The organism is Fodinicola acaciae, assembly GCF_010993745.1.
GTDB classification, from domain to species: domain Bacteria; phylum Actinomycetota; class Actinomycetes; order Mycobacteriales; family HKI-0501; genus Fodinicola; species Fodinicola acaciae.
The window spans coordinates 1,090,858-1,117,293 of record NZ_WOTN01000002.1; the positions used below are offsets into that span (position 1 = coordinate 1,090,858).

24 protein-coding genes and 1 pseudogene are annotated in these 26,436 nt (G+C 67.7%); 12 read left to right on the forward strand and 13 right to left on the reverse strand.

Annotated elements, in window-relative coordinates; genetic code table 11:
* Positions 1-12: 12 nt before the first annotated feature.
* Positions 13-1,422, reverse strand: coding sequence for an MFS transporter (locus GNX95_RS20380; RefSeq protein ID WP_163508989.1), 1,410 nt, complete (start codon positions 1,420-1,422; stop codon positions 13-15).
* Between the two features lie 186 nt (positions 1,423-1,608).
* Here GNX95_RS20380 and GNX95_RS20385 point away from each other — a divergent pair, with 186 nt between their 5' ends.
* The 6 genes from GNX95_RS20385 (at position 1,609) to GNX95_RS20410 (ending at position 6,552) form a co-directional block, all read left to right on the forward strand.
* A complete protein-coding gene (locus GNX95_RS20385; RefSeq protein WP_163508990.1) occupies positions 1,609-2,010 on the forward strand; it encodes a MerR family transcriptional regulator in 402 nt (133 codons plus the stop codon).
* The gene (locus tag GNX95_RS20390) at positions 2,007-2,546 is read left to right on the forward strand and encodes a hypothetical protein (RefSeq protein ID WP_163508991.1); all 540 of its coding nucleotides are present in this window, start codon (positions 2,007-2,009) and stop codon (positions 2,544-2,546) included. The genes GNX95_RS20385 and GNX95_RS20390 overlap by 4 nt, the downstream gene beginning before the upstream one ends.
* A 113-nt stretch (positions 2,547-2,659) precedes the next feature.
* Positions 2,660-3,247, forward strand: a complete 588-nt coding sequence (locus GNX95_RS42585) for an SHOCT domain-containing protein (protein ID WP_222853778.1) — start codon at positions 2,660-2,662, stop codon at positions 3,245-3,247.
* Positions 3,248-3,368: 121 nt separating this feature from the next.
* The gene (locus GNX95_RS20400) at positions 3,369-4,115 is read left to right on the forward strand and encodes a class I SAM-dependent methyltransferase (RefSeq protein WP_163508992.1); all 747 of its coding nucleotides are present in this window, start codon (positions 3,369-3,371) and stop codon (positions 4,113-4,115) included.
* A gap of 24 nt (positions 4,116-4,139) precedes the next feature.
* Complete coding sequence (locus GNX95_RS20405; RefSeq protein WP_163508993.1) at positions 4,140-4,934, forward strand: alpha/beta fold hydrolase; 795 nt, start codon at positions 4,140-4,142, stop codon at positions 4,932-4,934.
* 433 nt (positions 4,935-5,367) lie between these two features.
* Positions 5,368-6,552, forward strand: coding sequence for an MFS transporter (locus tag GNX95_RS20410; protein WP_163508994.1), 1,185 nt, complete (start codon positions 5,368-5,370; stop codon positions 6,550-6,552).
* Between the two features lie 4 nt (positions 6,553-6,556).
* On the opposite strand, the gene GNX95_RS20415 is transcribed toward GNX95_RS20410, so the two are convergent.
* The 6 genes and pseudogenes from GNX95_RS20415 to GNX95_RS20435 form a co-directional block, all read right to left on the reverse strand.
* Positions 6,557-7,174 (reverse strand): TetR/AcrR family transcriptional regulator, encoded by a 618-nt coding sequence (locus GNX95_RS20415; protein WP_163508995.1) that lies wholly within the window; start codon positions 7,172-7,174, stop codon positions 6,557-6,559.
* Between the two features lie 21 nt (positions 7,175-7,195).
* Positions 7,196-7,906 carry a zinc-binding dehydrogenase gene (locus GNX95_RS44070; RefSeq protein WP_425483916.1) on the reverse strand — a complete coding sequence of 237 codons (711 nt, stop codon included), beginning with the start codon at positions 7,904-7,906 and terminating at the stop codon, positions 7,196-7,198.
* Positions 7,870-8,187: pseudogene (locus GNX95_RS44345) on the reverse strand (alcohol dehydrogenase catalytic domain-containing protein); the annotation flags it as partial. The gene GNX95_RS44070 and the pseudogene GNX95_RS44345, both read right to left, overlap by 37 nt.
* Before the next feature lie 52 nt (positions 8,188-8,239).
* On the reverse strand, positions 8,240-9,652 hold the full coding sequence (locus GNX95_RS20425) for an MFS transporter (RefSeq protein WP_163508996.1): 1,413 nt from the start codon (positions 9,650-9,652) through the stop codon (positions 8,240-8,242).
* A 40-nt stretch (positions 9,653-9,692) separates the two neighbouring features.
* The gene (locus tag GNX95_RS20430; protein WP_163508997.1) at positions 9,693-10,811 is read right to left on the reverse strand and encodes an FAD-dependent monooxygenase; all 1,119 of its coding nucleotides are present in this window, start codon (positions 10,809-10,811) and stop codon (positions 9,693-9,695) included.
* A 153-nt stretch (positions 10,812-10,964) separates the two neighbouring features.
* Positions 10,965-11,867 carry a LysR family transcriptional regulator gene (locus GNX95_RS20435; protein WP_163508998.1) on the reverse strand — a complete coding sequence of 301 codons (903 nt, stop codon included), beginning with the start codon at positions 11,865-11,867 and terminating at the stop codon, positions 10,965-10,967.
* A gap of 73 nt (positions 11,868-11,940) precedes the next feature.
* On the opposite strand from GNX95_RS20435, the gene GNX95_RS20440 reads away from it, so the two are divergent.
* The gene (locus tag GNX95_RS20440) at positions 11,941-13,173 is read left to right on the forward strand and encodes an MFS transporter (RefSeq protein WP_163508999.1); all 1,233 of its coding nucleotides are present in this window, start codon (positions 11,941-11,943) and stop codon (positions 13,171-13,173) included.
* Here GNX95_RS20440 and GNX95_RS43310 read toward each other — a convergent pair.
* The 3 genes from GNX95_RS43310 to GNX95_RS20455 all read right to left on the reverse strand — a co-directional run bounded on the left by GNX95_RS43310 (position 13,121) and on the right by GNX95_RS20455 (position 16,170).
* Positions 13,121-13,381: an ACT domain-containing protein gene (locus GNX95_RS43310; protein ID WP_246281685.1), complete on the reverse strand. Its 261-nt coding sequence runs from the start codon at positions 13,379-13,381 to the stop codon at positions 13,121-13,123. The two genes, GNX95_RS20440 and GNX95_RS43310, sit on opposite strands and share 53 nt — an antisense overlap.
* A gap of 79 nt (positions 13,382-13,460) precedes the next feature.
* Positions 13,461-14,618 (reverse strand): right-handed parallel beta-helix repeat-containing protein, encoded by a 1,158-nt coding sequence (locus GNX95_RS43315; RefSeq protein WP_163509000.1) that lies wholly within the window; start codon positions 14,616-14,618, stop codon positions 13,461-13,463.
* 379 nt (positions 14,619-14,997) lie between these two features.
* On the reverse strand, positions 14,998-16,170 hold the full coding sequence (locus tag GNX95_RS20455; RefSeq protein WP_163509001.1) for an HNH endonuclease signature motif containing protein: 1,173 nt from the start codon (positions 16,168-16,170) through the stop codon (positions 14,998-15,000).
* A gap of 627 nt (positions 16,171-16,797) precedes the next feature.
* Between GNX95_RS20455 and GNX95_RS20460 the strand changes: the two genes are divergently transcribed.
* Positions 16,798-18,456 carry a molybdopterin-dependent oxidoreductase gene (locus GNX95_RS20460; RefSeq protein ID WP_163509002.1) on the forward strand — a complete coding sequence of 553 codons (1,659 nt, stop codon included), beginning with the start codon at positions 16,798-16,800 and terminating at the stop codon, positions 18,454-18,456.
* A 123-nt stretch (positions 18,457-18,579) separates the two neighbouring features.
* Positions 18,580-19,569 (forward strand): L-threonylcarbamoyladenylate synthase, encoded by a 990-nt coding sequence (locus GNX95_RS20465; RefSeq protein WP_163509003.1) that lies wholly within the window; start codon positions 18,580-18,582, stop codon positions 19,567-19,569.
* 197 nt (positions 19,570-19,766) lie between these two features.
* Here GNX95_RS20465 and GNX95_RS20470 read toward each other — a convergent pair whose 3' ends face one another.
* The 3 genes from GNX95_RS20470 to GNX95_RS20480 all read right to left on the reverse strand — a co-directional run bounded on the left by GNX95_RS20470 (position 19,767) and on the right by GNX95_RS20480 (position 22,777).
* Positions 19,767-20,174: a cytochrome P450 family protein gene (locus tag GNX95_RS20470; RefSeq protein ID WP_163509004.1), complete on the reverse strand. Its 408-nt coding sequence runs from the start codon at positions 20,172-20,174 to the stop codon at positions 19,767-19,769.
* Positions 20,175-20,496: 322 nt separating this feature from the next.
* The gene (locus GNX95_RS20475) at positions 20,497-21,942 is read right to left on the reverse strand and encodes an IS1380 family transposase (RefSeq protein WP_163509005.1); all 1,446 of its coding nucleotides are present in this window, start codon (positions 21,940-21,942) and stop codon (positions 20,497-20,499) included.
* A 118-nt stretch (positions 21,943-22,060) separates the two neighbouring features.
* A complete protein-coding gene (locus GNX95_RS20480) occupies positions 22,061-22,777 on the reverse strand; it encodes a DinB family protein (protein ID WP_163509006.1) in 717 nt (238 codons plus the stop codon).
* 740 nt (positions 22,778-23,517) lie between these two features.
* On the opposite strand from GNX95_RS20480, the gene GNX95_RS20485 reads away from it, so the two are divergent.
* The 3 genes from GNX95_RS20485 (at position 23,518) to GNX95_RS20495 (ending at position 26,430) form a co-directional block, all read left to right on the forward strand.
* A complete protein-coding gene (locus tag GNX95_RS20485) occupies positions 23,518-24,750 on the forward strand; it encodes an SGNH/GDSL hydrolase family protein (protein WP_163509007.1) in 1,233 nt (410 codons plus the stop codon).
* Positions 24,751-24,861: 111 nt separating this feature from the next.
* On the forward strand, positions 24,862-25,281 hold the full coding sequence (locus tag GNX95_RS20490; RefSeq protein WP_163509008.1) for a hypothetical protein: 420 nt from the start codon (positions 24,862-24,864) through the stop codon (positions 25,279-25,281).
* Positions 25,282-25,368: 87 nt separating this feature from the next.
* Positions 25,369-26,430: a glycoside hydrolase family protein gene (locus GNX95_RS20495; protein ID WP_163509009.1), complete on the forward strand. Its 1,062-nt coding sequence runs from the start codon at positions 25,369-25,371 to the stop codon at positions 26,428-26,430.
* Positions 26,431-26,436: the final 6 nt, after the last annotated feature.

Below are 26,436 nucleotides of genomic sequence, written 5' to 3' on the forward strand. Positions count from 1 at the left end.
CCAATTTGCGCGTCAGCGGGTCTGGTTTCCGGTGAGGCCGCCGGCCGTGAGACCGGCCAGTGAGGTGCCGGCGGCGAGCATGGTGAAGACGATGGTGTAGCCGGCTGGTGTCGGTTGTCCCTGGGCGCCGGCGGTCGCGGTGAGCACGGTGGCCGACACGGCGGTGCCGAAGGCTCCGCCGACGGCTCGGACGATCTGGTTGATCCCGGTGGCCACGCCGAGATCCGCCGGCGGCACGGATTCGGCGATGACGTTGGGAAGTACGGCGTATGCGGCGCCGACGCCCAGGCCCAGCAGGACGCTCGCGCCGGCCAGGTCGAGGGGTGAGTGCCGCCAGGCGGCCAGCCAGCAGAAGGCGACGAGCATGATGGCGATCGAGGCGATCAGCAGGCTACGGGGACCGCTGCGTCGAGCGAGCCGGGTGGCCAGTTGTACGCCCAGCGGCATCAGCACCATTGCCGGAAGCAGGACCAGGCCGCCCGCGGTCACCGACCACCCAAAACCACTTCCGGCGTGCACCGGGTTGACCACCAGTTGGGGAATGAGAACGTATCCGGCGTACATGCCAAACCCGATGAAAAACGCGCTCAGGTTGCTCATCAGGACCGGGCGAGTCAGGAAAACGCGCATGTTCACCAGCGGACTGGGCACGTTGTGCTGCAGTCGCACCCATGCGCTCATCGCCACGGTTCCGGCCACCAGGAAGGACAGGACCGGGATGGATCCCCAACCCCATTCCGGTCCACGGTCAATTCCGATCAGCATCAACACGAGAGCGACCGCGAGCAGCGCCGCGCCCGCCCAGTCCATCCTCACCGGCGCCGACGACGGCGGCTCGGCCGGGACAGCGGCGAGTACGCCAAGCACGGTCAGCGTCGCCAACACCAGCGCGGGAAGGAAAAGCGCTGTCAAGCCGCCGAGCCCGACCAGGACACCGGCCAACGGGAGGCCGACGCCACCGAGTCCGGTCATCGCGCTGAGCAGGCCGATGCCCAGTCTGACCCGGCCCGGCGGTTGGGTGGCGCTGATGATCCCGAATCCGATCGGGAAAACGGCCGCCCCCGCGCTCTGCAGGCAACGGCCGGCCAGGAGTGCGGCAAAGGACGGCGCGGCAACGCAGATCGCACTGCCGATCGCGAGTGCTCCCATGACGACCAGCAGCATGCTGCGGCGCCCGTAGCGGTCCGCAAGCCGCGCGAAGATGGGCGTGATCACGGTGCCGCCGAGCAGATTGATCGTCAATGCCCACGACGAGGTGCCGGTGGACACGCCGAACCGCTGACCGATCTCGCCCAGTGCCGGGATCACCATGACCGAAGAAAGTCCGTAGGTGAATCCGGCGACCAGCAACACCGCCAGCGTCATTCCGGATTTGGCTGTTGGGCCTGCGATCGCGTGCTCACCAGTCGTCCTTGTCGCCATTTTCCACACTCCGTCCAGGCAAGACCGTCGACGTTTGCCAGAGTGCGCGTTGAAGCGCACTTCAATGCAAGTGCGGGCGTCTGTTATCTCGGATACATCCCGTCCGTACGTCCGCCGGTCTGCATGCGTCGGCTTGACAGCCCGACGCGTTGATCCTTGACTCGGCACGTGAACGAGACGGAGCTCGTGTCGATCGGCGAGGTGGCCCGAAAGTTCGGCGTACCGACATCGACCTTGCGATACTACGAAAAGCTGGGATTGTTGGCGCCCGCCGCGCGCCGCGGCCGGGTTCGCTGGTACGGCCCCGCGCAGTTGCGGCGGCTGATGCTTGTCAAGCTCTACACCGATACCGGCCTGTTGAGCCTACGTGCGGTGTCGCGGATCATCGCCGCCGGACCACGCGGTCGCGCCTCGCAGGAGGTGATAGAACAACACGTCGAGATCCTGGACCAGCGGATGGAGAAGATCCGCCAGGCCCAGGAATATCTGCGACACCACCAGGACTGCCATTATCCGAATCCGAGCCAATGTCCAGCATTGCGGGACGATCTGCAGCAGCGCGTCGACTCCCTGATGGATGGCCGTTGAACGCCGGAAAATGGGGTTCAGGTGCGTGCGGAGACTGGAGACAGGTAGGTGACGCGAATGATTCCGGAGATGGGTTCGCGGTCGACGAGGACGTCGATTCCATAAACCGCGTTGATCAGCTCGGCGGTGAGTACGGTACGGCCCTTCACTGGCTGCCCAGCGGCCGGCTCGTCGTCCTGTACGAGGCCCTTGCCGGCCTCATCAGCCGCGGCGGGGCGTTCTTCAACGCCGACCACCTGTCATCGGGCGCTCCCGGCTCTTTCTTCCACACGGCCAGCGCCGCCGATGACAGCGGTCAGCAGGAAGCCGCGTTCTCGGGTGGCGCGGCCGACTGGGAAGGCTGGTGGGGACGGTTCCGCGCCGTCGACGGCTTCGCCGAGCTCATCGCCGAACGCGACCGCCGCTTCCGGGTCATTTCCGGAAGCCTGGGTGTCACGCCCACCCTGCACACCGAAGCTCTCCGTGTCGCCGGGTTCACCGAAACCGGCACCCTTTGGCAGCATTTCAACGACTACGTCGTCTACGGCATCCGATAGCCGGCCGGACCGCCCGCGCTTCGCTGGTTTTCGGTTGCCGGGTGAGGTTTTATCGCTACACTACCCCGACCGTCACCATCGGTGCCGTGAGTAGTCGGGAAGGAACAGTGACAATGGGACTGTTTGCGAAAAAAGAGGAAACGACCGGCGACGTGCCGCTGGAGACGTACAAGGTCGTCTACAAAGGTGGCTTGGCCTCGCTGCCGAAGGCGAAGGCTGGCGAGATCAAGTTTCACCTGATGAGCGATGAATTCCGGCTGGAACCGACCGTCGGCAGCAGGTCGTACTGGAATCTGCTGCGGATCCCATATCAGGCGGTCAACGACCTGCGGTTTGTGGTGCGTCAGGTCAGCACGGTCGAATCGCTCATGAGTGGCGTGGCCGGACAGCCCGACTCCGATCTGGCGCAGGCCAACAACATTCACCTCGACTACGTCGACGACGCCGGCGTCCAGGTGCTGCTGAGACTGGAGATGCTCACCGGTTTGACGGTGATGGGTCAGGCGAAGAAATGCCGGGAGCTCGATGACCGGCTGCGCGTACACGGGATCCGGTCGAAGTTCCGCGTTCAGCCGGCGCCGGCCGGTGGTGGCGGCGACATCGCCGGCCAGATCGCACAACTCGCCGCGCTGCGCGACCAGGGAGTGCTGACCCCGCAGGAGTTCGACACCAAGAAGGCAGAGCTGCTCAGGCGACTTTGATCACGTCACGACAGGTCGGCCCGCGCCAGTCAGACCGATGCGGGGCGGGCTAGCCCGGGTGTGTCACGCACCCCGCATGAAACACCCGGGACACTGGACCAGCTGACCTATTCTCGTCGGCGTGGCTGAGAGTTCATTGAATGAGACGGCACGATCGGGATACGGGCGGCAGAGCGGCGCGTACGTGCGTGGCCGGCCACAGTATCCGGCGCCGGCGGTCGAGTGGGTGGTGGCGCATCTGCCGGGCGACGGTGAGTCGGTGGCCGATATCGGTGCCGGCACCGGAGCGCTGACAATGCCGCTGGCCGAGCGAAAGATTCCGGTGATCGCGGTGGAGCCGGTGAAGGCGATGATCGAGCGCTGTCCTGCCGGGCCGCACAGGTTGCGCGCGGCGGCGGGACGGCTGCCATTCCGGAATGGCGCGCTGTCGGGGATTGTCGCGGCCACCGCTTTCCACTGGTTCGCCGCGACCGACGTTCTCCGGGAATTTCACCGCTGTCTGGTTGACGACGCGCCGATGATCCTGCTGTGGAATGAGCGTGACCTCCGGGTGCCGTGGGTTGCCGAGCATAATGCGCTCGTCGAGCCGTACGCGGGGGACACGCCGCGGTTTGCGACGATGCGGTGGAAGGCTGTCGTCGACGCGTTCCCGGGTTTCGCGGAAAAAGCGTACGCGGAGTTTCCCAATCCGAGCCCGACAAACCGGCAGGGCCTGGTCGACCGCATTCTCTCCACCTCGTTCATCGCCGCACTGTCGCCCGCCGAACGCGAACAGGTGCGGCAGCGGGCCGCGGCGCTGGCGGGCGCCCTGCCGCAATCTTTTGACTACCCTTATCTGACGCGGATTTGGTGCTATCGGCGAAGGTGAGCACCATGTCGTAGGCTGTGGAATATGACCGAATCTACGCCTACTCTGGACGGATTTCGCGCCGGTTATGTCGAGGTCGCCGGCCGGCGGACCTGGCACGAGGTGGCCGGCACCGGCCCGGCGCTGGTGTTGTTGCACGGCGGTTTTACCGGCGCGGTGAGCTGGGCCGCGCAAGCAAAACCGCTCGTCGACTCGAGTTTCACCGTACGCGTGCCGGAACGCCGCGGACATGCTCACACGCCGGACGTGCCGGGACCGCTGAGCTATCAGCTGATGGCCGAAGACACCGTGGCATACCTGGATTCCGTCGTCGGCCAGCCGGCGCATCTGGTCGGTTGGAGCGACGGCGCGGTGGTGGCGCTGCTGGTCGCACTGAGCCGGCCCGACCTTGTCGACCGGCTGGTGCTGATCGGCCAGTTCTACAATTCCACGGGCCGGATCGCGGACACCGACATCGATCGCTTCATGCACAGCGAGACCGGCAAACAGGCTCTGCGGCAGGGATACGCCGCGACGTCCCCGGATGGTCCGGAGCATTTCGACGTCGTGTATGAGAAAACGCTGCGGATGATCGACTCCGAACCGGAGATCGACCTGGCCCAACTTGCCGCCGTCACCGCACCGACACTGGTGATGCAGGGCGACCGTGACATTGCGACGGTGCAACACGCGGTCGACGTCGCCACCGCCATCCCGAACGCGCGGCTCGCCGTACTGCCGGGCACCCACCTGCTGCCGCTGGAGTCGTCCGAGCTCGTCAACGCATTGCTCGTATCGTTCCTGCGCGACGCCGTCCCGGGGGGAATGACGGGACACTAAGGGTCTGTTTCGAAGTCCGACGCGGCGATAGCCGAGCCGCTGTCACAGCTTTCTCGGGCCGCCTGCCGGCACCGGCCGAAAACCCACCATAGCGCTGCTGTTTGGGCTTCCGTCCGGCACCGGCAGGCGACGTTTGGATCTCGACTCTCATCCACGTGGGACTTCGAAACAGACCCTAGCTACGGTGTCCTGGCCAGGTGCACGTAGAGCGCCGATGAGCGCCGGTCCAACTCGGGCCTCGGTGTCCTTTGTGGACAGTCCGGCGCCGAGCCGCGGTGAACGGCCGTAGGACTCCATCATGTCGAGAAATTCCTCCGTCCACAGGCATGCCGGTCTCCTTTCCTGGTGACGGTAACCGCGTCTTGCGCATTTGCGCAATGCATGTGCATGATGCGTACGCCTGAAACGATTGCCTGAGCCGCGGAGGGCGTACGTGCGGACCCGATGGACCGCCGTCCTGGTGCTTGTCGGGGCCGGTGTGGTGGCCGCGCTGCAGATCGGCAAGGCGGTGGGCGCGTTGCCGGCGATACGCGCGGACACCGGCGTTTCGCTGGCGGTTGGCGGCTGGGTGATCTCCGCGGTGAACCTCGCCGGTGGCATCTTCGGGCTGCTGATCGGGGCTGGTGCGGATCGGATCGGACATCGCCGCTCGGCTCTGGCCGGTCTGGCCACGGTGGCCGCCGGCAGCCTGCTCGGCGCCGCCGCTCCGGGTGCGATGGTGCTGCTGACGACGCGGTTCGTTGAGGGTGTGGGATTGGCTCTCACCGTGCTGTCCGTGCCGCCGCTGCTGCGTCAGCTCAGCGCGGAGCGTGACCGCGGCCTGGTGATGGGGATCTGGGGTGCGTTCATGCCGGCCGGGACGACGCTGGGCATCCTGGCCGCGCCGGTCGCCGCGGGCCTGGGTGGCTGGCGGCTGATGTGGGCGGCCACTGCGGCCCTCGCGGCCGGGTGGCTGCTGTTGGTCGCGCTCGCGACCCGCGACATCGCCGGCACCCGGCACGCCTCCGGCCGGCTGCTGCCCACGCTCAGGGCCGTACTGGCCAGCCGTGGTCCGTTGCGGCTCACCGCGACGTTCGCGGCGTACTCGCTGCAATACCTGTCGGTGGTCGCGTTTCTCCCGACACTGCTGCTCACCGAATACCGCCTGTCGCCGGCGTGGGCGGCCGCGCTGAGCTCCGCGGTCACCGTCGCCAACGTGCCGGGCAACATCCTGGGTGGGTGGTTGCGCGGGCGCGGCGTGCCGCGGTGGTCGGTGATCTGCGCGGCCAGCGTGCTGATGGGGCTCAGTGGCATCGCCGTGTACGCCGGCGGGCTTGGCCTGGGGTGGCGGCTGGCGGCGGCCGCGCTGTTGTCGCTGGCCGGCGGCATGATCCCGGCGACCGCGCTGGCCGCCGCGCTGGACGTGGCGCCCTCGCCGGCGGCGGCCGCGACCACGGTCGGGGTCGTGATGCAGGGCGGGATTCTCGGCCAGTTCGCCGGCCCGCCCCTGGTGGCCGCCGTGGCCGACGCCGCCGGCGGCTGGGGCGCCACGCCGCTCGTCCTCTGCATCGCGGCCGCCGCGGCGACGATGCTCGCGCTCACCCTGCGCCGGCTGGAGCGATCGCTGGCCGCTCGGTGAGCAGTTATGCCTTGTTTTTCCGGCGCTTCTTGGCGGCGGGCTGGTTGCCGAGCAGGTCGGCGATGGCGCGGATCCCGGCCACCAGATCGGCGCTGGAAGGCGCCTCGTCCGGGTCGTTGAGCAGTTGCAGCATCGTCCCGGTGAGCAACGCAAGCTGCACCGAGCCGACTGTACGAACGACGTCGTCCGGCACCGTCCCGTCGGGCCTGGCCGCGACCGCGGCGGCCATGCCGCGCCGGCCGGCGCGTTGGCCGGCCACCAGATGCTCACGCAACTCGGGCATGTGCTCGGCCTGCAGCACCGCCTCCAGGTTGGCCAACCACAGCGTACGGTCTTCGCGGATCGCCGCGATCAGCCGTGACCAGCGCGCTTCGTACCGCTCGGCCGCGGAGGCATTCTCGCTGTCGTCCTCGACCAACGCCGCGGCGATCCGGTCTCCCCACTCGTCCATCGCCTCGACCAGCGCGGCGGTGAGCAGCACTTCCCTGGAGCCGTAGTGATAGCCGATCGCGGCCATGCTCACCCCGGCCGCCGCCGCGATGTCGCGTACGGTGGTGCGGGCCCAGCCCCGTTCCTCCAGGCACTTACGGGCGCCGGCCAGCAGGTCCTCACGATTGCCCATCTCTCGCCAATCTCTCTGCCGCTACGGCCGTAGCAGGACTTTTCCGCGGCTTTGCCGCGATTCGACGATGCGGTGCGCCTCCGCGGCGCTGGCCAACGGCAGCTCGGCATGCACGCGCGCGCACACGCTGCCTTCGGCGGCCATGCGCCACAGCTGCTCGCCATGCTCGGCGTACGCGCGCGGTGAGTGGCGCATGAGGTTGGCCACGGCGAAGCCGACGATGCTGCGCGACTGCCCGCGAAGGTCGTTGACCTCGACCGAGCCGCCGGCCGCGCTGTAGCTGACCAACCGGCCGAACGGCGCGAGCGCGGCGATGCCACGCGAGAGTGCCGGACCGCCGGCGCCGTCCAGCACCAGATCGACCGGCTCGTCCCAGGGTGGCGCCGGCTCGCCGTATCCGACCGCGGCGTCCGCCCCGAGCTCCCGCAGGAACGCGTCTTTCCCGGCGATCCGACCGCGGCCACCACCCGCCGCGCACCCAGTGCCTTGGCGAGTTGCAGGGCGAGGTGGCCGACGCCGCCGGCCGCGGAGGTGACCAGGACGCGGTCGCCGGTCGTCATCCGGCCGGCGTAGAGCGCGCCGATGGCGACGTGTCCGTTGTGCAGCAACGAAACCGCCGGCGCGTCGGCGACCCCGTCCGGGATAGCCGATGTCACCGTCGCGGGCACGACCGCGTATTCGGCGTACGCGCCGCTGAACGCCACCGAGACCACTCGCTGGCCGATCCGCCAGCGGTCCACCTCGGGGCCGACGGCCACGATCGTTCCGGCGACCTCACCGCCCGGTGCGACTGGCCATGGCCCGGTCGCGACCCGCGTTCCGCGTGCCGACGGCAACGAGACACCGGCGGCCGAGACCTTCACCAGGATCTCGCCCGGCCCCGGCCGCGGCCGCGGCACCTCGTCCAACTGCAGCACCTCGGGGCCGCCGCCGCGGTGATAGCGGACGATCCGCACTACCTTTTCCTTCCATCGCGGGCAACGCCGCGGCGAGCGTACTCGACGGTCAGGCATACGCGCCAGGCAAGCGCCTTAAGCGTGCGCGCAAGGCGAGGTGTGGATGCCGCTATGGCCTGTCGTCGGGCAGAAAACGCGCGAGTACGGCGTTGACCGCCACCGCGATCGTGATGACGACGACCGCGGCGAACAGCGCGGCGCGGTAATGGGCCGACTCGGTGCCGGCCGACAGCGGCTGGGTGAAGGCCATGCCGACCAGCGCGATGCCCAGGACGCCGCCGATCTGCTGGCCGGTGCTGAGGATGCCGGACGCCGCGCCGGCGTGCGCCGGTGGCACGCCGCCGAGGATGACGCCGAGCAGCGGCGCGAGCATGCATCCCAGGCCGAGACCGCTGACGACCAGCGCGGACAGCAGCACCGGACCGGTCAGCGACTGCTGGCCGACCGCGAGGAGAAGACCGGCCGAGCCGACCAGCCAGGCAGCGGTGCCGGCGGACACGCAGCCGCGGCCGCCAAGTGCGCGACGCAGCCGGACCGACAGCTGGTAACCGGCCATCGCGCCCAGCGCGTACGGTGTGGCGATCAGCGCGCTGCCAAGTGCGCTCTGACCGAAGCCGTCTTGCAACGTGACCGACAGATAAAGGAAAAACGCCGGAACGCAGACGTACGACAGCACGAACACCAGCAGCCCGACCACAAACGTACGGTCGCGCCACAGCGGCGGCGGGACCAACGCGGTGCCGCCGCGGCGATGTACGGCCCGGCAGCGCAAATGGAACAGGACGAACAGCGGTGCCGCGCTGGCCAGCAGGCCGATCGACCACCATGGCCAGCCGGCCTCGTTGCCTTCCACCAGCCCGACGATCGTCGCGGTCAGCGCGGACGCGACCAGCACGGCCGCCGGGATGTCGATCGTGCGAGTGTCCTCCGAACGCGACTCCGGCAGAAATCCCAGGGCCATCAGCAGTCCCAGCGCACAGACCGGCAGGTTGACCAGAAACGCCGGCCGCCAGGTCAGGCCGAACAGGTCGGCACGCAACAGGACACCGCAGATCAGCGGGCCGGCGATGGTGGCCAGGCTGCTGGTGATGCCGAAAACCGCGAGCGCCAGCGGTCGTCGTGCGGCGGGTACGACGACCTGGATCACCGACAGGGTTTGCGGGAACATCAACGCCGCCGCCACGCCTTGCCCGGCGCGCAGAGCGATCAGTGTCTGTGCGGTCGGTGCCAGGCCGCAGCCGAGCGAGGCCACCGCGAAGCCCGCCAGTCCGATCAGGAACAACCGGCGGCGGCCGAACCGGTCACCCAGCCGGCCGCCGACGACCAGCAGCGCCGCGTACGCGATCTGGTAACTCGCGGCGACCAGCTGGGCCTGGCCGAACGTGGCGTGCAGGTCCGAGCGCAGCACCGGCACGGCAACGTTCACGATCGACGAGTCGGCCCACACCAGGAACGCCGCCGCGAGCACAATCGCCACCGACAGGGTCGGGCGGCCGGCGGTTTTCGCCGTGACAGCGGGCATTTGCTGAATCCGAGCCATGAGTCCTTCTTCTTCGCCGCGCTCAGCGGACCGGATATTCGGCCAGTCGCAATGGATAGTCGGCTGGGGTGGCCAGGTTGGCGACCGTCTCCTGCGACGGTGGCTGGAAATACCATTTCGCGCCGTCGCGGCCGAGTTGCTGGTTGTGCGCGACGTAGCCGCGGAGTTTTTCCTCGTACGCCGCGAAAGCCGTGGAGTGGTCGGTTGCGGTGGCCAGCTCGCCGGCGAGGACGTACGCGCCGATGAGGGCCTGGGAGGTGCCGCGTCCGGAGGTCGGCGCCGCGCAATACGCGGCGTCGCCGACCAGCACCACGCGGCCGGTCGACCACGACGTCATCCGCACTTGGCTGGAGGAGTCGAAAAAGAAGTCGTCGGCGGTGTCCATCGAGGTCAGCAGTCGCTGGACCTGCCAGCCGTCGCCGGCGAACCGGCGCCGGATGATCCCGCGCTGCTCGGCCGTGTCGTGCCGGTCGTACGGCAGTTCCGTGGCGGTGAAGGACAGGCCGACGCGCAGCTCGCTGTTGTCGCGCGCGGCGAAGGCGAGCACGTTCTTGCCCGGCGAGTTGTAGAGCACGCCGGAGCGGTCCAGACCGAGGAAGTTGTCGCTGGTGAACAACGCGCCGTAGATGCCCAGGTGGTGGACGTAAGCCGACTCCGGGCCGAAGGCGAGGCGGCGTACGTTGGAGTGCAGCCCGTCCGCGCCGACGACCAGGTCGAACGTCTGCTCGCCGGCGTTGCGGAAGCCGACCCGTACGCCGTCGTCGTGCTGGTCCAGCGTGGTGATCGAGTCGTCGAACAGATAGTGGACCCGCGGCGCGCCGATCTCGTACAGGATCCGGGTGAGGTCGGACTTGAGGATCTCCACCTCGCCGGCGGTCGCCTGCGGCGGCAGTGTCGCCACCACCACGCCGTCGGCGTCCAGCGCCGCCACCTCACCCATGTGGGTCTGGTGCTCGGTGACGGCGGTGAGCAGGCCCATTCGGTCCAACACGCCCAGCGCCGCCCCGCGGAAGTCGACCGCGGCGCCACCAGGCCGGATGCCCGGCGCGCGCTCCACGACCGTCACGTCGTGCCCGTACCGGTGCAACCAGTGCGCCACACCCAGACCGGCCACGCTCGCACCCGAAACGCAGATCCGCATGTCAGCCCCACCTTCTCTCGTCATCGCGCCGGCTTACCGCGGCGCGCGACCGGAGCATACGCAGGGCTTGCGCGGATGCACAATCCAATTGGATAAGGCGATCGCGCGGAAGTGATGGAGAGCACGTGGCGGGTCGTTCGGACCGCTGTGCGGCTACGTGGGGTCCAGTGCTGTGGCGGTCGGCCGGGGAGGTCCAGTGGGCGCCAGGCCAAGCAGGGTGGCCAGTTCGCCGGTCACCGCCGCCAGGGCGGGCGGTGACGGGCGTCGGGTGACGAGGAACAGCGTGAAGCGAGCCTGCACCGGTGCCTGCGTGAGCTTGTCGTCTGGGGCGGCGTAGGCGACGGCGAGACCGCGGGGCAGGATGGCGGGGCAGCCGAGCAGCCGGCTCATCCGTACGGCGGTTTCCCCGGTGGTTGCCGGCCGTGGGCGGGCACCGAGTTCGGACAGCCGCCGGTGCATCGCCTCGCTGGACGGGTGGTAGCTGTGGGTCACGACATCCAGTCCCAGGAACGGTCGGCGGCCGGCACCGACGCGTACGCCCGGCGGGGTGAACAGGGCCAGCCGATCGCTCGCGAAGGGCACTGCGGTCGCGGCGGCGGGCAGCCGCAGTTGGTCGGCGATGGTGACGACAGCCGCGTCCAGGGAGCCTTCGCCCACCCACTCGACCAAACGGTCGCCGTGATCGGTGACCTGGTGCAGGGTGGTGGAGCTGAGGAGTTGGCTCAGCGCGGGAAAAAGCCACGCCGCGAGGCTGGGGAAGGTGCCCACGCTCAACACCTCACCGCGGGCCGCCGCACGGGTCCGGTCAAAGATGCCTTCAAGATGACCGAGGACGTGGGCCGCCTCCGCGGCCAGAGCCCGTCCTGACGGGGTGGGGCGCGCGCCGGTGGTGTCCCGATCGAAAAGTCGCTCGCCGATGCGCCGTTCCAAGGCGGCCAGCCGGTTGCTCGCGGACGGCTGGCTGATCCGCAGTTCCCGGCCGGCCGCGCCCAGCGATCCGTGCCGCAGCAGCGCCTCGACAAGTCGTAGGTCCTCTACTGTGGGCAGGGAGCTCATAGGCACAGCGTATGAGCCGCTGCACCGATCCGCTCACTACCAGGCGATCCGGCCACAGCCCAGGATCAACGCCGTGGGTATTCGCCGAGATGTCACCATCATGCTGACCACCACCTTTGTCACCTGGATGGGCCAGCGCGCCACCGCGGTCGCGCTGCCGCTCGTCGCCCTCGCGGAGACTGGCTCGGCCTGGACCACCGGGTTGGTCGGCGGCGCGATCGGGGTTCCCCTGCTCACCTCGGCCTGGTGGGCGCGGGGCCTGCGTCAACGGTTGACGACCGGGCCCGCTCTGGCCGGCGTCCTCGCGGTGGGAGTGCTCGGTCTCCTGGTGATCCCGGTCGCCGCGGCGACCGGCACCGTCGGCCCGCTCCACCTGGTCGCCGCCGGGCTGATCACCGGCAGCGCCAACGCGCTCAGCGGCCCCGCACAACGCGCCCTGCTCTCGGACATCTGCGACCCACTGGGATCCGGAGCAGCCGCCCGGATGCTGGCCTGGCAGGACCTGGCACACCGCAGCAGCATGATCATCGCGCCGCCGCTGGCCGGCTGGGCGATCACCGCCAGCGGACCGTTCCCGCTGCTGTGGGCGGAGGCGGCCGCCGGAGCCGTGGGCGCGCTCATGCTGCTGACCGTGCGCGCCACCGGCACAGCCGCCGCCTCCGGTGAGCCCGCGGCCCAGGCGCCGGCGCTGCGGCACGTGTTGACTGAGCACCCAGACATACGCCGCGTCGTGATCATGGGCGGCGTCGGCGGCCTGGCATGGTTTGCCTTCACCCTCGGACTGGCCATCCTCGGCGCCGAAACCACCCGCCCCGGCCTGCTCATCTCGGCCGGCATGACCGGCTACGGTGCCGGCTCCCTGGCCGGCGCACTTCTTGCGCCGGTGCTCGCTCGTCGGTTGCCGCCGCTGGCAACCGCCGCCACCGGCTGGATCGTGCTCGGCGCCACCTTCGTCATGTTGCCCACCGCCACATCGTCTCTGCCGACAATTGGCGTCGTAGCTGCTCTGGGCGGGTTCTCCATGCCGCTGGGCATCGCTGCCGTCAACCGTCTGATCACCACCCGCACGCACGGCGCCCATCGACGCGCCGCTTTTGCCGTTGAGGCGCTCGTACACGACGGCGCCGTCTCGGTCGGCCTGCTCGTCGGCGGCTCGATCATCGGCGCCGTCGGTGCCGGCCCCACCTTGCTCGTCGCCGGCGCCGGACAAATCGCCGCCGGACTTCTGGCCGGGCCGTGGCTACGGGCGGCGCTCAGGGATGGACGGTGTGGCCGTGCGAGCGAAGGGCCTCGGTTGCGGTCGTGAGGTCGGGGGCGCGGACGAGGACGTAGTCGGTGTCGTACGTCGAGATCGCGAAGATGGAGACTCCGGCGTCGGCCAGCGGGGTGGCGATGGCGGCGAGGACGCCGGTGAGGGCGAAGTCCATCGGTCCGTCGACCACGAGTGCTGACCACCCGTCCTGGTGTTTCTGTGCGCCAGCGGGAATGTCTTGTGCCGCGCAGACCAACGACACTTCGTCAGCCGTATGGGTGAGCGCGTACAGCGGACCGGCACACCGTACATTCTGACGTAGCCGTCGGCGTGCCGGGCCGTCAGCGTTCGTACGCGCCGATGTCGAAGCCGGCGCCCGCCGGTCGCGGGTGGTTGTCCAGGTCGAAGGCCGGTGCGCCGGTCGCCGAGCCGCTGTCCACCGCCGCCGAGCCGGCGCCGACGTGGAAGTCGCCGTTGCCCGGATCCACGAACCCGGGGTTACCGGAAATGTTGTGGTCGCTGGTGAAATGGCCGTCAAAGACGTCGCCCTCGCCGTAAATGTTGTTGCGCAGCACGTTCTGTCCGGAAAAGCTGTCGGTGAGAAAGGTGATTGCCTCGTTGCCGTTGCCGTAGAACGTGTTGTTGATGACCTGAATGTTGGAGAGTGTGCCGGTGTCCTCGATCCAGAAGGTCAGCCCGGACGACGCGTTGCCATCCGAGACGTTGTTGAAGAGGCGTACGTTGTCCAACCTCTTCGAGGAAGAGTAGTTCTCGACCGCCAGCATGATGCCGGCCTTCGTGTTGTTTCTCGTGCCGCTGGTGACGTTGTTGTAGATATCGACGTTGGACGATCCGTCGACGTAGATGTTCGGGCCGCGGTTTCCCGACACGACGTTGTCATGGACTTTGGCCTGAGCGTCGTCGTCGTACTTGATGTCGATGCCCTCTTCGCCGTTGTCATGCACGTGGCAGCCGCGGATTTCCACGTTGGTCGAGCCGGAACCGACCGACAGCGCCTCGTGGTCGGCGGAGGTGCCGCGTCCGTTCGTGCCGCGGATCTCGCAGCCGTCCACCAGCACGTTCGCGGTGTTGAGGATGACCAGCCCGCCGTCCGAGGAGCCGTCGACGCCGAAGTCCTGGAACACCAGGTCGTGCGCCCCGTTGGCCATCGCGCCGAAGCCGCTTGAGCCTTTGGAGGTCACGCCGATGAACCGCACCCAGGAATTGCCGCCGATGGCGATGAGTCCTTTGCTCCCGCCGCTTCCGGTGATGACCGCGGTCCCGCCGTCGCCGTAGAACGTGATGTATTTACCCGACGAACCGCTGCGCCGCAGGGTGAGCCCACCGCTGTACGTGCCGGGCGCGATCTGCACGTTGTCGCCGGCCTGAGCCACGTCCGCCGCCGCCTGGACCGTCGCGTACTGACCACCAGGACCAACGGTCAGCGTCTTTCCCGAGGCCGGCGGCGGCACGTCGGCGGCTGCCGCCGGAAGCGCCACGAAGGCCGCCGCGGTAAACAAAATGCTGGCCGCCGTCGATGCCTTTCCCAACCAATACGTTGCGGTTCTCTCCCGGAGCAACGACCACCAGCCGGTCCAACGAGCCGTACGGTGCACGATGACCTCCGCTTGTTCGGCGAGCCCGACAAGACCATCATCCGGATGCCCGTCAGGACCGGTCCTGGACCGTGTCTCGCCCATGTGACCGGGGTGTGGGAGCCGACGCCGATCTCGTGGTTGGCGCACGATTCTCACGCCTCGGCGGTGCCCTGGGTCGGGCTGAAATGCATGGGGACGCGCTCGTTCCTCGTCTCAGGTTTCTTGTGGCTGAGTCGAGGAACGAGCGGGTGTGTTGTTGGTTGGTGATCCACCTGTTCGGTCAGCCGTACAGGTGGTAGGTATTTCGCAGCGGCTTCTGCTCGACATCCACAGCAATTGGCGGGATGAACTCGGGGTGGCCGTTGTTCATCCGTACGGTCCAGTTGGTGTGGTGAATCTCGCGATGATGTTTGGGACACAGCAACACGCAATTTTCCAGGCATGTCGTGCCGCCGTCCACCCAAGACACAATGTGGTGCGCTCTCGTATGCCGGACCGGCCGGGTACATCCGGGCCGGGTGCAGCCTTTATCGCGCGCGATCAACGCCTTCCGCAACTCTGGACCGGCGAGGCGCTCCTTGCGGCCGACATCCAGCGGTACGCCTTCGGAGCTGAGGATGACCGGAATAATGTCCGCATCGCAGGCCAGTCGCCGCGCGGTTTCCGGGCTGATAGTGAGGCCTTCGTACGCGCGCGCCACACCGAGGCAGTCGCGCAGCATTTCCCACGAGATCGTCACGGTCAGATGCGGCCGCTCCGCGCCCTGAATCGGCAACTTCCCCGCATCAGCCACCAAGTCCAGAATTTCCGCTAGCGCGTCACCGTTGCGCTCGGCCGCCGACCGGGGATCAGGCTTGCCGTCCTCGCTCTCGGGTTTGGCCAATGGCGAGAGCACTTCCTGCAACAGGAAACCGGTTTCCGCGTCCAGGATGCCGCGCAACGCTACGCGGCCGTCGCGACCCGTGTGCAGGTGCAGCTCTCGGCGCGGCTTCGCGTCTTCTTTTTCCGACGGCGCCGCACCATCCGGGTCCAGATATGCATGCAACCGGGTGCCGAGCCGGTAGAGACGGCCGGAGTCCATGTGTTTGGCGCCCTCGACCATCGCGGCCTCGGCCTCACGGCGCTGCTGGAAATCCACGTGCGCCGGCAACCTCGTGATCACCGTACGAATCGCATCCAACTGCGAATCAGCCAGATCGCCGCGGCGCATCGCCTCGGCGGCGATGTCCAGCTTCGGCGCCAACATCTCACCGGTCAACGTCATACCCGGACAGAACGCGCGAGCGCGCTGCACCCGACGACGAGCCTCAGCCTGCGACAACAACAACTGGTCTTCCAGCACCTGCTGCGTCGATTTGGCCTGAAGGTAGGCCTCTTTATGGTCGATCGCCTTCACGATATTCAACACACGCGCCGCGGCCTTGCGGTATTCACGCTCGGCGTCGCGCAACATCCCAACGAGCACATTCGCGTCTTCTTCCGGCCACGGGTCACCTACCGGTGCGGTGGTGGCGGAAGGGGCGCTCATGCCTCCAATAATACCGGCCCCACCGACAAAAACACGCCACCACACACATCTGTGGACAAGTATTTTCGCCCAGGTGCGAGAAACCGGCGCCGAGCTGGGTGGTGATCGCCGATTCCGCAAAATTGTCCGGTGTACGTCCGGCAACTCCCGCACGCAACCCACCAATTTATGGCGTTGCTTTCGCGCGCGCTGGGTGGATCGAGAGCAGGAAGTCGTGTCGGTTGTCGTCACCGTCCATCAAATCGGCATCCACGCGTCGCTGGCCAGACGCGCCGAAGGTGACTGTCCGGCCGCAGTGCCTACCAACAAGTTCGTACGCATCGGCGCCAGTTGCCGCTGCAGGTGTACTTGCCATGGCGATGAGCGAAGGCAGGGCTGATCGACACGCTCAACAGCCTGCTGGCGGCGCCGGTTTTCGCGCCATCCAATGACGCTTTCAAGAAGATCCCGGCTGACCAGCTCAACAAGGTGTTGGCGGACAAGGTCATCGTCGTGACTGTACGTCTTTGCCGTACGCGCCATCCGAAGGGCAACCGGCAACGAACATCGGGTATGACATCCACGACGTCGAGCACCTCGCAACGGTCGCCGAAACCGCAGGCCCGGCCGGCGGGTCTTCCTGTGGGCATTCTGCTGTCCGCGATGGTCGGGCTGGTGTCCGCGGCTGTCGCACTCGGAGTCGCCCAACTGGTCGCCGTCCTGACCGGTCCCACCTCCGCCCCGGTCAACGCCGTCGGCCAGGGTGTGATCCGGCTGACTCCCGAGTCCGTCAAAGAATTCGCGATCCGCGCTTTCGGTGAGAATGACAAGCTCGTACTGCTGCTCTCCACCTATGCCCTCGTCGCCGTTTTCGCCGCGATCGTGGGATTTGTCGCCGCTGTCAACCGCCGGCTCGGCGTCGTCGGCATCGCCGTGTTCGGAGCGATCGGCATCGTCGCCACCCAGACCTCACCCGATGCCTCGCCGCTTGCCGCCGCGCCGTCGATCGTTGGTACGGTCGCCGGCATCGCCGCCCTGATGCTGTTCACCCGGCACATTCACCGCCGACCCACCTCACCGAGCGACCCTGACGACGACACCAGCGAGGGCACTGCCGATCGAGCCGGGTCGACGCGGGATCGCAAGCGACTCGCGGTCAACCGCCGGGGTTTGCTGACGACCGGCGGCGCGGCGGCCGCGGTGGCGCTGCTCGGCGGTGGCGCCGGCACGTATCTGCTCGGCAAACGCTTCGACGTCACCGCGGCGCGGCGCCGCATCGTGCTGCCCAAGCCGAGCAGCCAAGCGCCGCCGTTGCCGGCCAGTGTCGACCTCAAGGTGCCGGAGCTCACGTCCTTCACCACGCCGAACTCCACCTTTTATCGTGTCGACACCGCGTTGGTGTTGCCGCAGATCAATCCCGATCAGTGGCTGCTGCGGATCCATGGCATGGTCGACAGGGAGATCACGCTTGGCTACGCCGATCTGCTGCGCCGCCGACTCATCGAGCGTGACATCACCTTCACCTGTGTTTCCAACGAAATCGGCGGCCAGCTGGCTGGCCACGCGCGCTGGCTGGGTGTGCCCCTCATCGACATTCTTCGTGAGGCCGGCCCACACCCGGACGCGGACCAGATTTTTACCACGTCCCAGGATGGCTGGACGTGTGGCACACCAACCGACGCGGCGATGAGGGTCCCCAACGCGATGCTGGCGATCGGCATGAACGGTGAGCCATTGCCGCTGGCGCACGGATTTCCGGTCCGGATGATCGTGCCTGGCCTGTACGGGTATGTGTCCGGAACGAAATGGATCACCGACCTGGAGCTCACCACCTTCGCCGCCGGCCCGAAACCGTACTGGGTGCGACGACACTGGGCCGCCACCGCGCCGATCAAGACAATGTCGCGGATCGACACACCTCGCGCGCTCAGCGAGCTTTCCCGTGGAAAGACGGTGAAGGTCGCCGGAATGGCATGGGCCCAGAACCGTGGAGTGTCCAAAGTGGAGGTGCGAGTCGGCGACGGCGACTGGCGACCGGCCAGGATGGCGGCCGCGGCCAACACGCAGACCTGGCGGCAGTGGGTCTGGGACTGGACGCCGGCCAGCACTGGGCTGCAGTCGCTGTCCGTACGCGCGACGGACGGCACCGGCGCCATCCAGACCAACCAGCGCGCCGACCCGTTCCCGAATGGGTCCAGCGGTTGGCACACCGTCTCCTTCAATGTCAGCTGAGTCGATCCAAAACGACAAAGCAGCATCAGAAGCCCTGGTGCCGGCGCTGGCGCGGACGTCGCCCGTTCTACGCTCTAGAGGGCGCCGGCACAGGGCTGGCAAACAGGTGGCGAGAGGGCAAGGGTGACGGTCAGCACCGCTGAAATCGAGGAGGCGGCCGGTGTTCTCCGCGCGGGAGGCCTGGTGGCTTTCCCGACGGAGACGGTGTACGGGCTGGGCGCCAATGCCGAGGACGCGGCAGCCGTGGCGAGGGTGTTCGCCGCCAAAGGTCGGCCTGCGTCGCACCCGCTGATCGTCCACATCGGCGCCGCGGCGCAGTTGGCCGACTGGGTCGATGACGTGCCGGCTACGGCGCGGCTGCTGGCCGCACGCTTCTGGCCCGGGCCGCTCACGCTGGTGCTGCGGCGGGGCAGGCGCGTGTCGCTGGCCGCGACCGGTGGACTGGAGACGGTGGCCGTACGGGTGCCCGACCACCCGGTGGCGCTCGGCCTGCTCGCGGCGTTCGGCGGGGGTGTCGCCGCGCCGTCGGCCAACCGTTTCGGTTCGGTCAGCCCGACCATCGCCGATCACGTCCGCTCGGAGCTCGGCGACGCCGTCGACATGGTGCTGGACGGCGGTGCCTGTCAGGTCGGCGTCGAGTCCACGATCGTCGACGCCACCAGCGACAGCCCCAGCGTCCTGCGTCCGGGCGGGGTGACCCGCGAGGACATCGAAGCGCTGCTCGGCGGCACGGTGGCGGTGCCGGAGACGAGCCAGGTTCGCGTGCCCGGCCAGCACCCGTCGCATTACGCGCCGCGCGCGCGGGTCGTTCTCGTTGATCCGCAGAAGGTCGTCGCCGAAGCCGAAGCCGCGCGGGAGCTGGGACACCGGGTCGGCGCGCTGCTCCCGTCGCGGCTGTCGCCGTCGGCGACTGGCGCTGTGGCAGGGCTCCACGCCGTTGTGGCGGTGCCCGACTCCATGGCGGCGTACGCACGTGGCCTGTATGGCTTCCTGCGCGAGTTCGACCGGCGCGGCTGCGACCTCGTCGTGGCGTCCCTGCCCGTCGAGACCGGACTCGGCCTGGCCGTGGCCAACCGGCTTCGGCGCGCCGCCGGACCCCGACCGGCCGCATAACCAACGGCGCGGCCGGGTCGTACGCGGCCGCACCGCGCCGCGGGTGGCCGACGATCCGGCGGTTTGTGGCACGGCCTGACCAGCCTCTTGGCGGTGGAGGCGGTGACCGACCGAACCGTTGCCGCCGCTGCGTCGAACTTATGGCAGACGACCCGCAGGGGCGCGGTCGATCGGCGGCAAGAACGAGAAGTCGCTGATCAGCTCGGCCTCGCCGCGACCGGCGAACCCGTCGATGAGCTCGTCGCAGATTTCCTGGATGCGCGGGCGAAGCGCGGCGATGCGGTGCGGCCGAACGCCGGCTGGACCGCCTTGCGCAGGCGGGTGTGCTCGGGTTGGTCGTGGTTGAGCATGTTGTCGGCGAAGGGATTGTTCACCTCCGCGCCCGGATCCCGGGCCAGGTCGGCCGGGTCGATCTTGCTGATCCGCGGGTCGGCGAGCACCGCCCTGGCCTGGTCGTATCTGGTGACCACCCAGGTCCATTCGCCATACGGCGTGTGGCCGCGGACCGGCTCACCGAGCTGGCGCAGCTGGTCGTACGCGGCGTGCCGGGACACGGTCGAGCGTCCGTCCAGCACCTGGGGGGCGAGGTCTTCGCCTTTTCTCATAAGCAAAATCGTGCCATTGGACAAACTTAGCCGAGCCCAAACGCCGCCTGCCGGCACCGGCCGAAAACCCACCATAGCGCTGCTATTTGGGCTTCCGTCCGGCACCGGCAGAGCGACGTTTGGATCTCGACTCTCATCCACGTGGTGCTTCGAAACAGACCCTAGCCTCGATCTTTCATGTCGGTGGTAGTTGATCTTCGCCGGGTGGCTCTGGTGGAGTTCGGTCGATGTTCTAGCTTTTGGGGATGGCGATGGCCCGGTTGTCGCGCCGGGTGGGCGGGTTCCTGGTCCTTTCGGGTCGAGTGGCTGGGTGGGGTTTGTGTTAGGTGTGGCCGAATGCGGCGCGTTGGCGGGTGAACGCGGTGGTCAGGGCGGGTGTCCATCGCCAGTCGCGGTCCAGGCGCAGATGGATGCGGCGGGCTTTGTTCACCAGTTGCCCGGCGACGTGCAGGACGCGGTAGCGGAACGTGTCGATTTCGCATGTCGCGAGGTCAGATTGGTCCGGGTTTGCGTTGAAGGCGAGGAGTTTGGTCCAGGTGATCAGGTCGATGGCGGTTAGCACGATCTGGAGCCAGGCGGCGTTGTGGTCGAAGGCATAGCAGGGCAGGTTGCGCAGTCCGGTGTCTTTGCCTTGCCGGATACGGTCTTCGACCCGGGCGTGCTGGCGGTGGCGCAAGTCCAGCGCTGGCACCCCACCGTCCAGGCGGTGCCGGCCGTGAGCGGGCGTGTCGGTGAGAAAGCAGGTGATCCGGTACCGGCCGCAGTTGGTGGTGTTGCACAGGGTGGTCTGCGCGCCGGGGTGCAGTGGTTCCAGCCGGGCGATCAACCGGGACCCGGTCGGCCACTGGTCCAGCTCGACCAGGTTGGTGATGTCGGCGACCCAGGTATCGGACCGGGTCGAGCCATCGGTGTTGACCGCCGCTTTCCAGCGACGGCTTTTCCTTCTCCCACCCGCATCGGGTTCCAGGAGCGATTCCACGGCGGCGTTCACGCGTTCATCGACGGTGAACCCGAGCGAAAACCGAACACCTGCCTGGCGCAGCGCGGCAGCGAACTTCTTGCTCGCACCGGCCGAATCAGTACGCATCAACACCCGTGGCCCGTCGGGATCGCCGGGTCGGGGACGGGCCATGGCTGGCAACGCTTCCAGGGTCAACCGGAGCAGCTCGATGTGGTCGGCGGCGGTGTTGGACCCGGCGTTACCCGGCCGCAGGAGCCCCGCCAACGCCTCCCCGCCAGCGACCTCGGGACGGTCCAGAAATGTCAACAACGGGTGGAAACCCCAGGTGTGTTTCCAGGTGGCGGCGACGTTTTCCTTGTCCGAATGGGCCACCAGGATCGTGGCGTCCGCATCGATGATCAACTCGCTGGTCAGGTCCGGGCCGGCTCCAGCCGCCCACGCGGCCTCCCGCGCGATCCGGCGAGCCTCGGACACCAACCGCAGATGCCCCGGATCGATGCGTTCCAGCAGCCGCCACGCCGTCGGCATCGACGCCACCTGCCCGAACAACACCCGCCGATCACGCAGCACCTCGATCCCGGTCACCGTCTTCGCGCCATCGGCGACCGCCACCGCCAGATCGCCGAACACCTGCCCAGGAGCATGCAACCAGACACCCCGATACGTATCGGCCAGCGCCCTGGTCACCGCGCCCACCAGCCCCGTATCAGCGGCAAGCTCGGCCAGCAGCACCGCTCCCGCGTGCGACACCAGCCCCTTCCCCGACCCATCAACCTTGACCCGCCGACCACGCTTGCTACCCTTCACCTACGGAGTGCCTTCCCGCGAGAGAACCTGGACCCTAGACAAGCCCAGCTTCCCTTACAGGACAGGCACTTCCGTGCATTTCAAGCCCGTGTCACGCACCCCGCATGAAACACCCGGGCTAGTTCGCAGATTCGGCTATCAGGTCGAGGTCGCGGACGCAGAAGCGGTGGTGCTCGAAGGTCTCGTTGAGCACCGTGCGGAGGCACTGAAGCACCGAGCGGCCCCGGGCGTACGGCGGCCAGACATCGTCGTCGGGCACCGGCGCTGACGCGGCGAGCTGCGCATCGGTGACCTGGTCGAGCCACGCCTCGAGCTCGGCGGTCTGCGCGTCGCGTACGCTCACGATCTCGTCGAGGGCCGGGTCCAGCGAGAGGTCGAGTCCGTGTGCTCCGCGGTAGGGCTCGACGGTCGTCCCGATGCCCATCGGCGTGAACAGCTCCGTCGAGCCCAGGCAGCAGCGCCGAAACCACGAGTCGTGGACGAAGACCAGGTGGCGCATCGTCTGTGCCGCCGACCACTCGTCGTTCACGCTGCGGTGCTCGATGCCGGGCGTACGGCGGATTCGCTGGACCGTGGCGGCCCAGCCGGAATGGAGCTGACGCGCTGCCTCACGCAGATCGGCAGGGTCCTCGGACCGGATCAGCACCCGCACCGGATGCCGCCGGTCGAGTTCCGCCTCGACGTATCCGGTGACCTCGACACCGTTCACCACGAGGTTGCTGACCAGCCCGTCGATCACCGCATCCTGCATGAGAACGCCGATCAGCCGCGCCCCGGTCAGGTCGCATTCGCGGAACTCGGCACCGTGCAGATCCTCGTCAACATATCGCGTCATGCTCCGCATACTAGGTCCGAGCACCGACAAGCCAGCTCCTGGCTTGAGGGCCGTCTGATTGTTGTGTTGGTTGGGTTGGGTGCCGCGGTGCGGTCTGTTTGTGGGGCGGTCCGCCGGAGACGCCGTAGCGTCCCGGGATGTGGCGAGAAGATCCATCATATGGGATTCAGCTGCGCGTGTAGCGCTAAATGTCTGTCTTGCGAGATTTACGGGTAGCGTGAAAGTCGATTTACTGGCGCTAAATGCAAGAAACAAGGCTTCGCGCCCGCGCCGTCGCCAGCCGGTGTGACGGGTGTGACTGCTGAGGCTGGTAATGCTAGTAGCCAGACAGCAGGCGCGCGCGTACGAAGTCCTCGTCGATGTCAACGCCCAGCCCCGCGCCGGGTTGGCACCGCGACCGTCCCGTCCGGTCCAAGCGCCAACTGGCCGTGGCGGACGCCGTTGCTCAGCGTGCTTTTGGCGACGTCGAACTCCACCAAGGTGGCATTTTCCAAGGTGGCAAGGAAATGCAGTCGCCGCGCTCACCGTCCCCGCGGTCGCGTTGCCGGCCGGACTCGGTGCGATCACCGTCGCCGCTCATCACATCCACCACGCCTACCGTTGACACTCGGGTCGGTGCGATCGGGGGTTTGCGTTGCGTGCAGACCGGTCCTGAGCCTCACCAGATCTGGTGACGACAGGCGTTCGGTCGTTACGCAACCCTGTGTACGCAACGGCAACGAAGGACACAGGGGTAGGACATGAAACGATATTTTTCGCGGTTGGCGACTGTTGGCGCGAGCCTGCTGGTCGCGGCGGCGCTGACCTCGGCGGCGCCGGCCCAGGCCATGTCCCCGTGGGTGGGGACCTGGTCGGCGAGCCCGCAGCAGGCCGCCGGCGGTCCGCCGGGCTATCCGGTGGCCGAGGCATTGGAAAACGTGACCGTACGGCTCGTCGTCCATCCGCACACCGGCGGGCCCGCCGCGCGGATCAAGCTGTCCAACGTCTTTGGCGATCGTCCGCTGGTGATCGGCAAGGCCACGATCGCGACCCGTTCGGCGGGTGCCTCGATCGAGGCGCGATCGGTACGCGCGTTGACTTTCGGCGGACGCACCGGCGTAACGATCCCGACCGGTCGTGAGCTGGTGTCGGATCCGGCCGGTTTCGCTCTGCGGGCCGAGCAGGATGTGGCGGTCGATCTCTACCTGCCACGGTCGACCGGCGCACCGACCTGGCACGCACAAGCCGAGCAGACGTCGTACGTTTCCACGGCCGGCAACCACGCCGGCGCCGCGACGCTGCCGGTCGGTAGTGCGGTGACCAGCTGGTATTTCCTCACCGGCCTCCAGGTCGTGAAGCCGCTGGTCGATGGCGTGGTGGCCTTCGGCGACTCGATCACCGATGGCTACGGGTCCACAGTGGACGCCAACCACCGCTGGTCGGACTATCTCGCCACGGCACTCGCGGCCAGGCACTCACGGCTGGCGGTGATCAACGAAGGCATCGGCGGCGGCCGCGTACTGCACGACATCATCGGCCCCAGCGCCATCTCCCGCTTCGACCGCGACGTACTGTCCCAACCGTCAGCGAAATACGTCGTCATGATGATGGGCGTCAACGACATCGGCCTGGCCGATTTCATCGGCAAGCCCGAGCAGAACGTATCGGCCCAGCAGGTCATTGGCGGCTATCGGCAGCTGATCGCCAGAGCGCATGCGCGCGGGCTGAAACTCTACGGCAGCACCATCACCCCGATCGGCGGCTCGTTCTACGACACAGCGCTCAACGAACAGAAACGTGACGCCGTCAACGCGTGGATCCGCGCCACCGCCGGCAAACCCGGTGGCTTCGACAAGCTCGCCGACTTCGACGCGGCCATCCGCGACCCGGCCACACCCGACCGCGTGCTGCCGACGTATGTCAGCGACGACAAACTCCACCCCAACGACAACGGGTACGCCGCCATGGGCAAGGCCGCCGCCGCGCTCTTTTGATGACAACCGAGCTGTCCGACTGCCGGGTGACCTTCCGTACTGCTGCCGCGGTACGGAAGGTGTCGCTCCGTGGAGGACGCCACAAGACCGCATGACTGGCAGCTTGGGTGGATGGAGAAAACGGCACTGGCTCAGCTGCTTGTCCGGCGTTGCGGAGCTGTCTGCTACGCCTTGTGGGGAGTTCTGCACGTCTACGTGGGAATCACGTTGCTGACGGCGTTGCTGCGTCACGGGACCGACCAGGGTCGCCAGGTCGCCTGGGGACAGATGTATTACTCGTTCGTCGTGGTATTCGGCGTGCTTGTCGCGGCCGTCGCTCTGCGGCTCAACTGGCGCGGCGACCTCGCCGGCTACTGGATCAACCTGGCGATTGTCGTCAGCACCGACAGTGTGTTCGCCGTCATCATGATGGCGCCTGGCTACATCACGTTCTCCCAAGGCATCTCCGGTCCGATCCTAGCCGCGCCGGCAGTCGTCCTCACCACGATCGCACTCATTTGGTCACGCCGTAGGGCATTGCCGAGCCGATGAGGTCCCGTCACGACCGCAACTGGCCACCGCTGTCATTGTCTGGCGGCCGGCTCTCGACCATCATTCTACTCGTGTAGAGGAGGTCTGATGATCAGAAGGCTCGTTCGTGTCACCGGCCTGGTGCTGGCTCTGTTGCTGGTCCCGACCGCCGCCAATGCCAGCCTGGCCTGGGATCCCGGGTCGATCCGGCAGGTTTACCAGCCGACCGGCAACGGACCGCTGTTTTACGCGTACGCGCCGTCGGTGATCGAGACCGGCGACAGTTTGCGGTTCTGGACCTGCCACAACGCCGACTCCGGTGTCATCCGCGACCACGCTTTCTACACGCGGATCGATTCGGGCGCGATGGTGGCCGACCGATCCGTGCTCGCGGCCAGCGCCAGTGGCTGGGATTCCTTCCATGTCTGCGATCCGTCGGTGATCCGCGTCAACGCCGTCTACAACGGTGTCGCCTACCAGTACGCGATGTTCTATCTCGGCAACGACGTGGACGCGAGCGAGCACAACCAGGTCGGCGTCGCGTACGCGACGTCGCTGGAAGGCCCGTGGGTCCGCTATCCGCGGCCAGTCATCAGTTTTACCGGCAGTGATCCGAAACAGTGGGGTGCCGGCCAGCCCAGTGCCACGACCATCGACCCGGCCGACGGCACCGCGCTGCTGTTTTGGACCGAAGGCTATGGATCCACCAAAACCTATCGAGCGAAGGTCGACCTCGACGGGCCGTCCGGGCCCGTCGTGGGGCCGCGACTGGAGCTGACGACGGACGGCCTGCGCGGCACCGACGGCAGCCAGGACTGGCTCAACAACGTCGATTTCGCGTACGACCCGACGCGTGACCGGTTCTACGCGGTGCGCGAGCAGCATCCGTATCCGAGCGGAGATCCCAACTATATTGGCACAAACGTCGAGGTGGTCAGCATTTCCGGTGCCAGCGTGTGGAACGGCGGCGGCAGCTGGACCGCCGAGAACACCATCGGTCCGGCGCTGACCGGATTTGGCCGTAACCACAACGCCGGGCTGGTCCGCACCGAATACGGCACGCTGCCGGATCCCAGCCGCCTCGACGTCATGTTCACGACCGCCTGCGGCGACTGCGCGAATTCCCTCTGGCAATACAAACTGTCGCGGATTTCCGGCGCGCTGCGCTAACACTCG

Bases quoted from the DNA above. Each gene is read 5' to 3' on its own strand.
- GNX95_RS20380 (WP_163508989.1), bottom strand. From the start codon at position 1,422: ATGGCGACAAGGACGACTGGTGAGCACGCGATCGCAGGCCCAACAGCC.
- GNX95_RS42585 (WP_222853778.1), top strand. From the start codon at position 2,660: ATGGGACTGTTTGCGAAAAAAGAGGAAACGACCGGCGACGTGCCGCTG.
- GNX95_RS20405 (WP_163508993.1), top strand. From the start codon at position 4,140: ATGACCGAATCTACGCCTACTCTGGACGGATTTCGCGCCGGTTATGTC.
- GNX95_RS20415 (WP_163508995.1), bottom strand. From the start codon at position 7,174: ATGGGCAATCGTGAGGACCTGCTGGCCGGCGCCCGTAAGTGCCTGGAG.
- GNX95_RS20425 (WP_163508996.1), bottom strand. From the start codon at position 9,652: ATGCCCGCTGTCACGGCGAAAACCGCCGGCCGCCCGACCCTGTCGGTG.
- GNX95_RS20430 (WP_163508997.1), bottom strand. From the start codon at position 10,811: ATGCGGATCTGCGTTTCGGGTGCGAGCGTGGCCGGTCTGGGTGTGGCG.
- GNX95_RS20435 (WP_163508998.1), bottom strand. From the start codon at position 11,867: ATGAGCTCCCTGCCCACAGTAGAGGACCTACGACTTGTCGAGGCGCTG.
- GNX95_RS20455 (WP_163509001.1), bottom strand. From the start codon at position 16,170: ATGTTGCGCGACGCCGAGCGTGAATACCGCAAGGCCGCGGCGCGTGTG.
- GNX95_RS20460 (WP_163509002.1), top strand. From the start codon at position 16,798: ATGACATCCACGACGTCGAGCACCTCGCAACGGTCGCCGAAACCGCAG.
- GNX95_RS20470 (WP_163509004.1), bottom strand. From the start codon at position 20,174: ATGAGAAAAGGCGAAGACCTCGCCCCCCAGGTGCTGGACGGACGCTCG.
- GNX95_RS20480 (WP_163509006.1), bottom strand. From the start codon at position 22,777: ATGACGCGATATGTTGACGAGGATCTGCACGGTGCCGAGTTCCGCGAA.
- GNX95_RS20485 (WP_163509007.1), top strand. From the start codon at position 23,518: ATGAAACGATATTTTTCGCGGTTGGCGACTGTTGGCGCGAGCCTGCTG.
- GNX95_RS20490 (WP_163509008.1), top strand. From the start codon at position 24,862: ATGGAGAAAACGGCACTGGCTCAGCTGCTTGTCCGGCGTTGCGGAGCT.
- GNX95_RS20495 (WP_163509009.1), top strand. From the start codon at position 25,369: ATGATCAGAAGGCTCGTTCGTGTCACCGGCCTGGTGCTGGCTCTGTTG.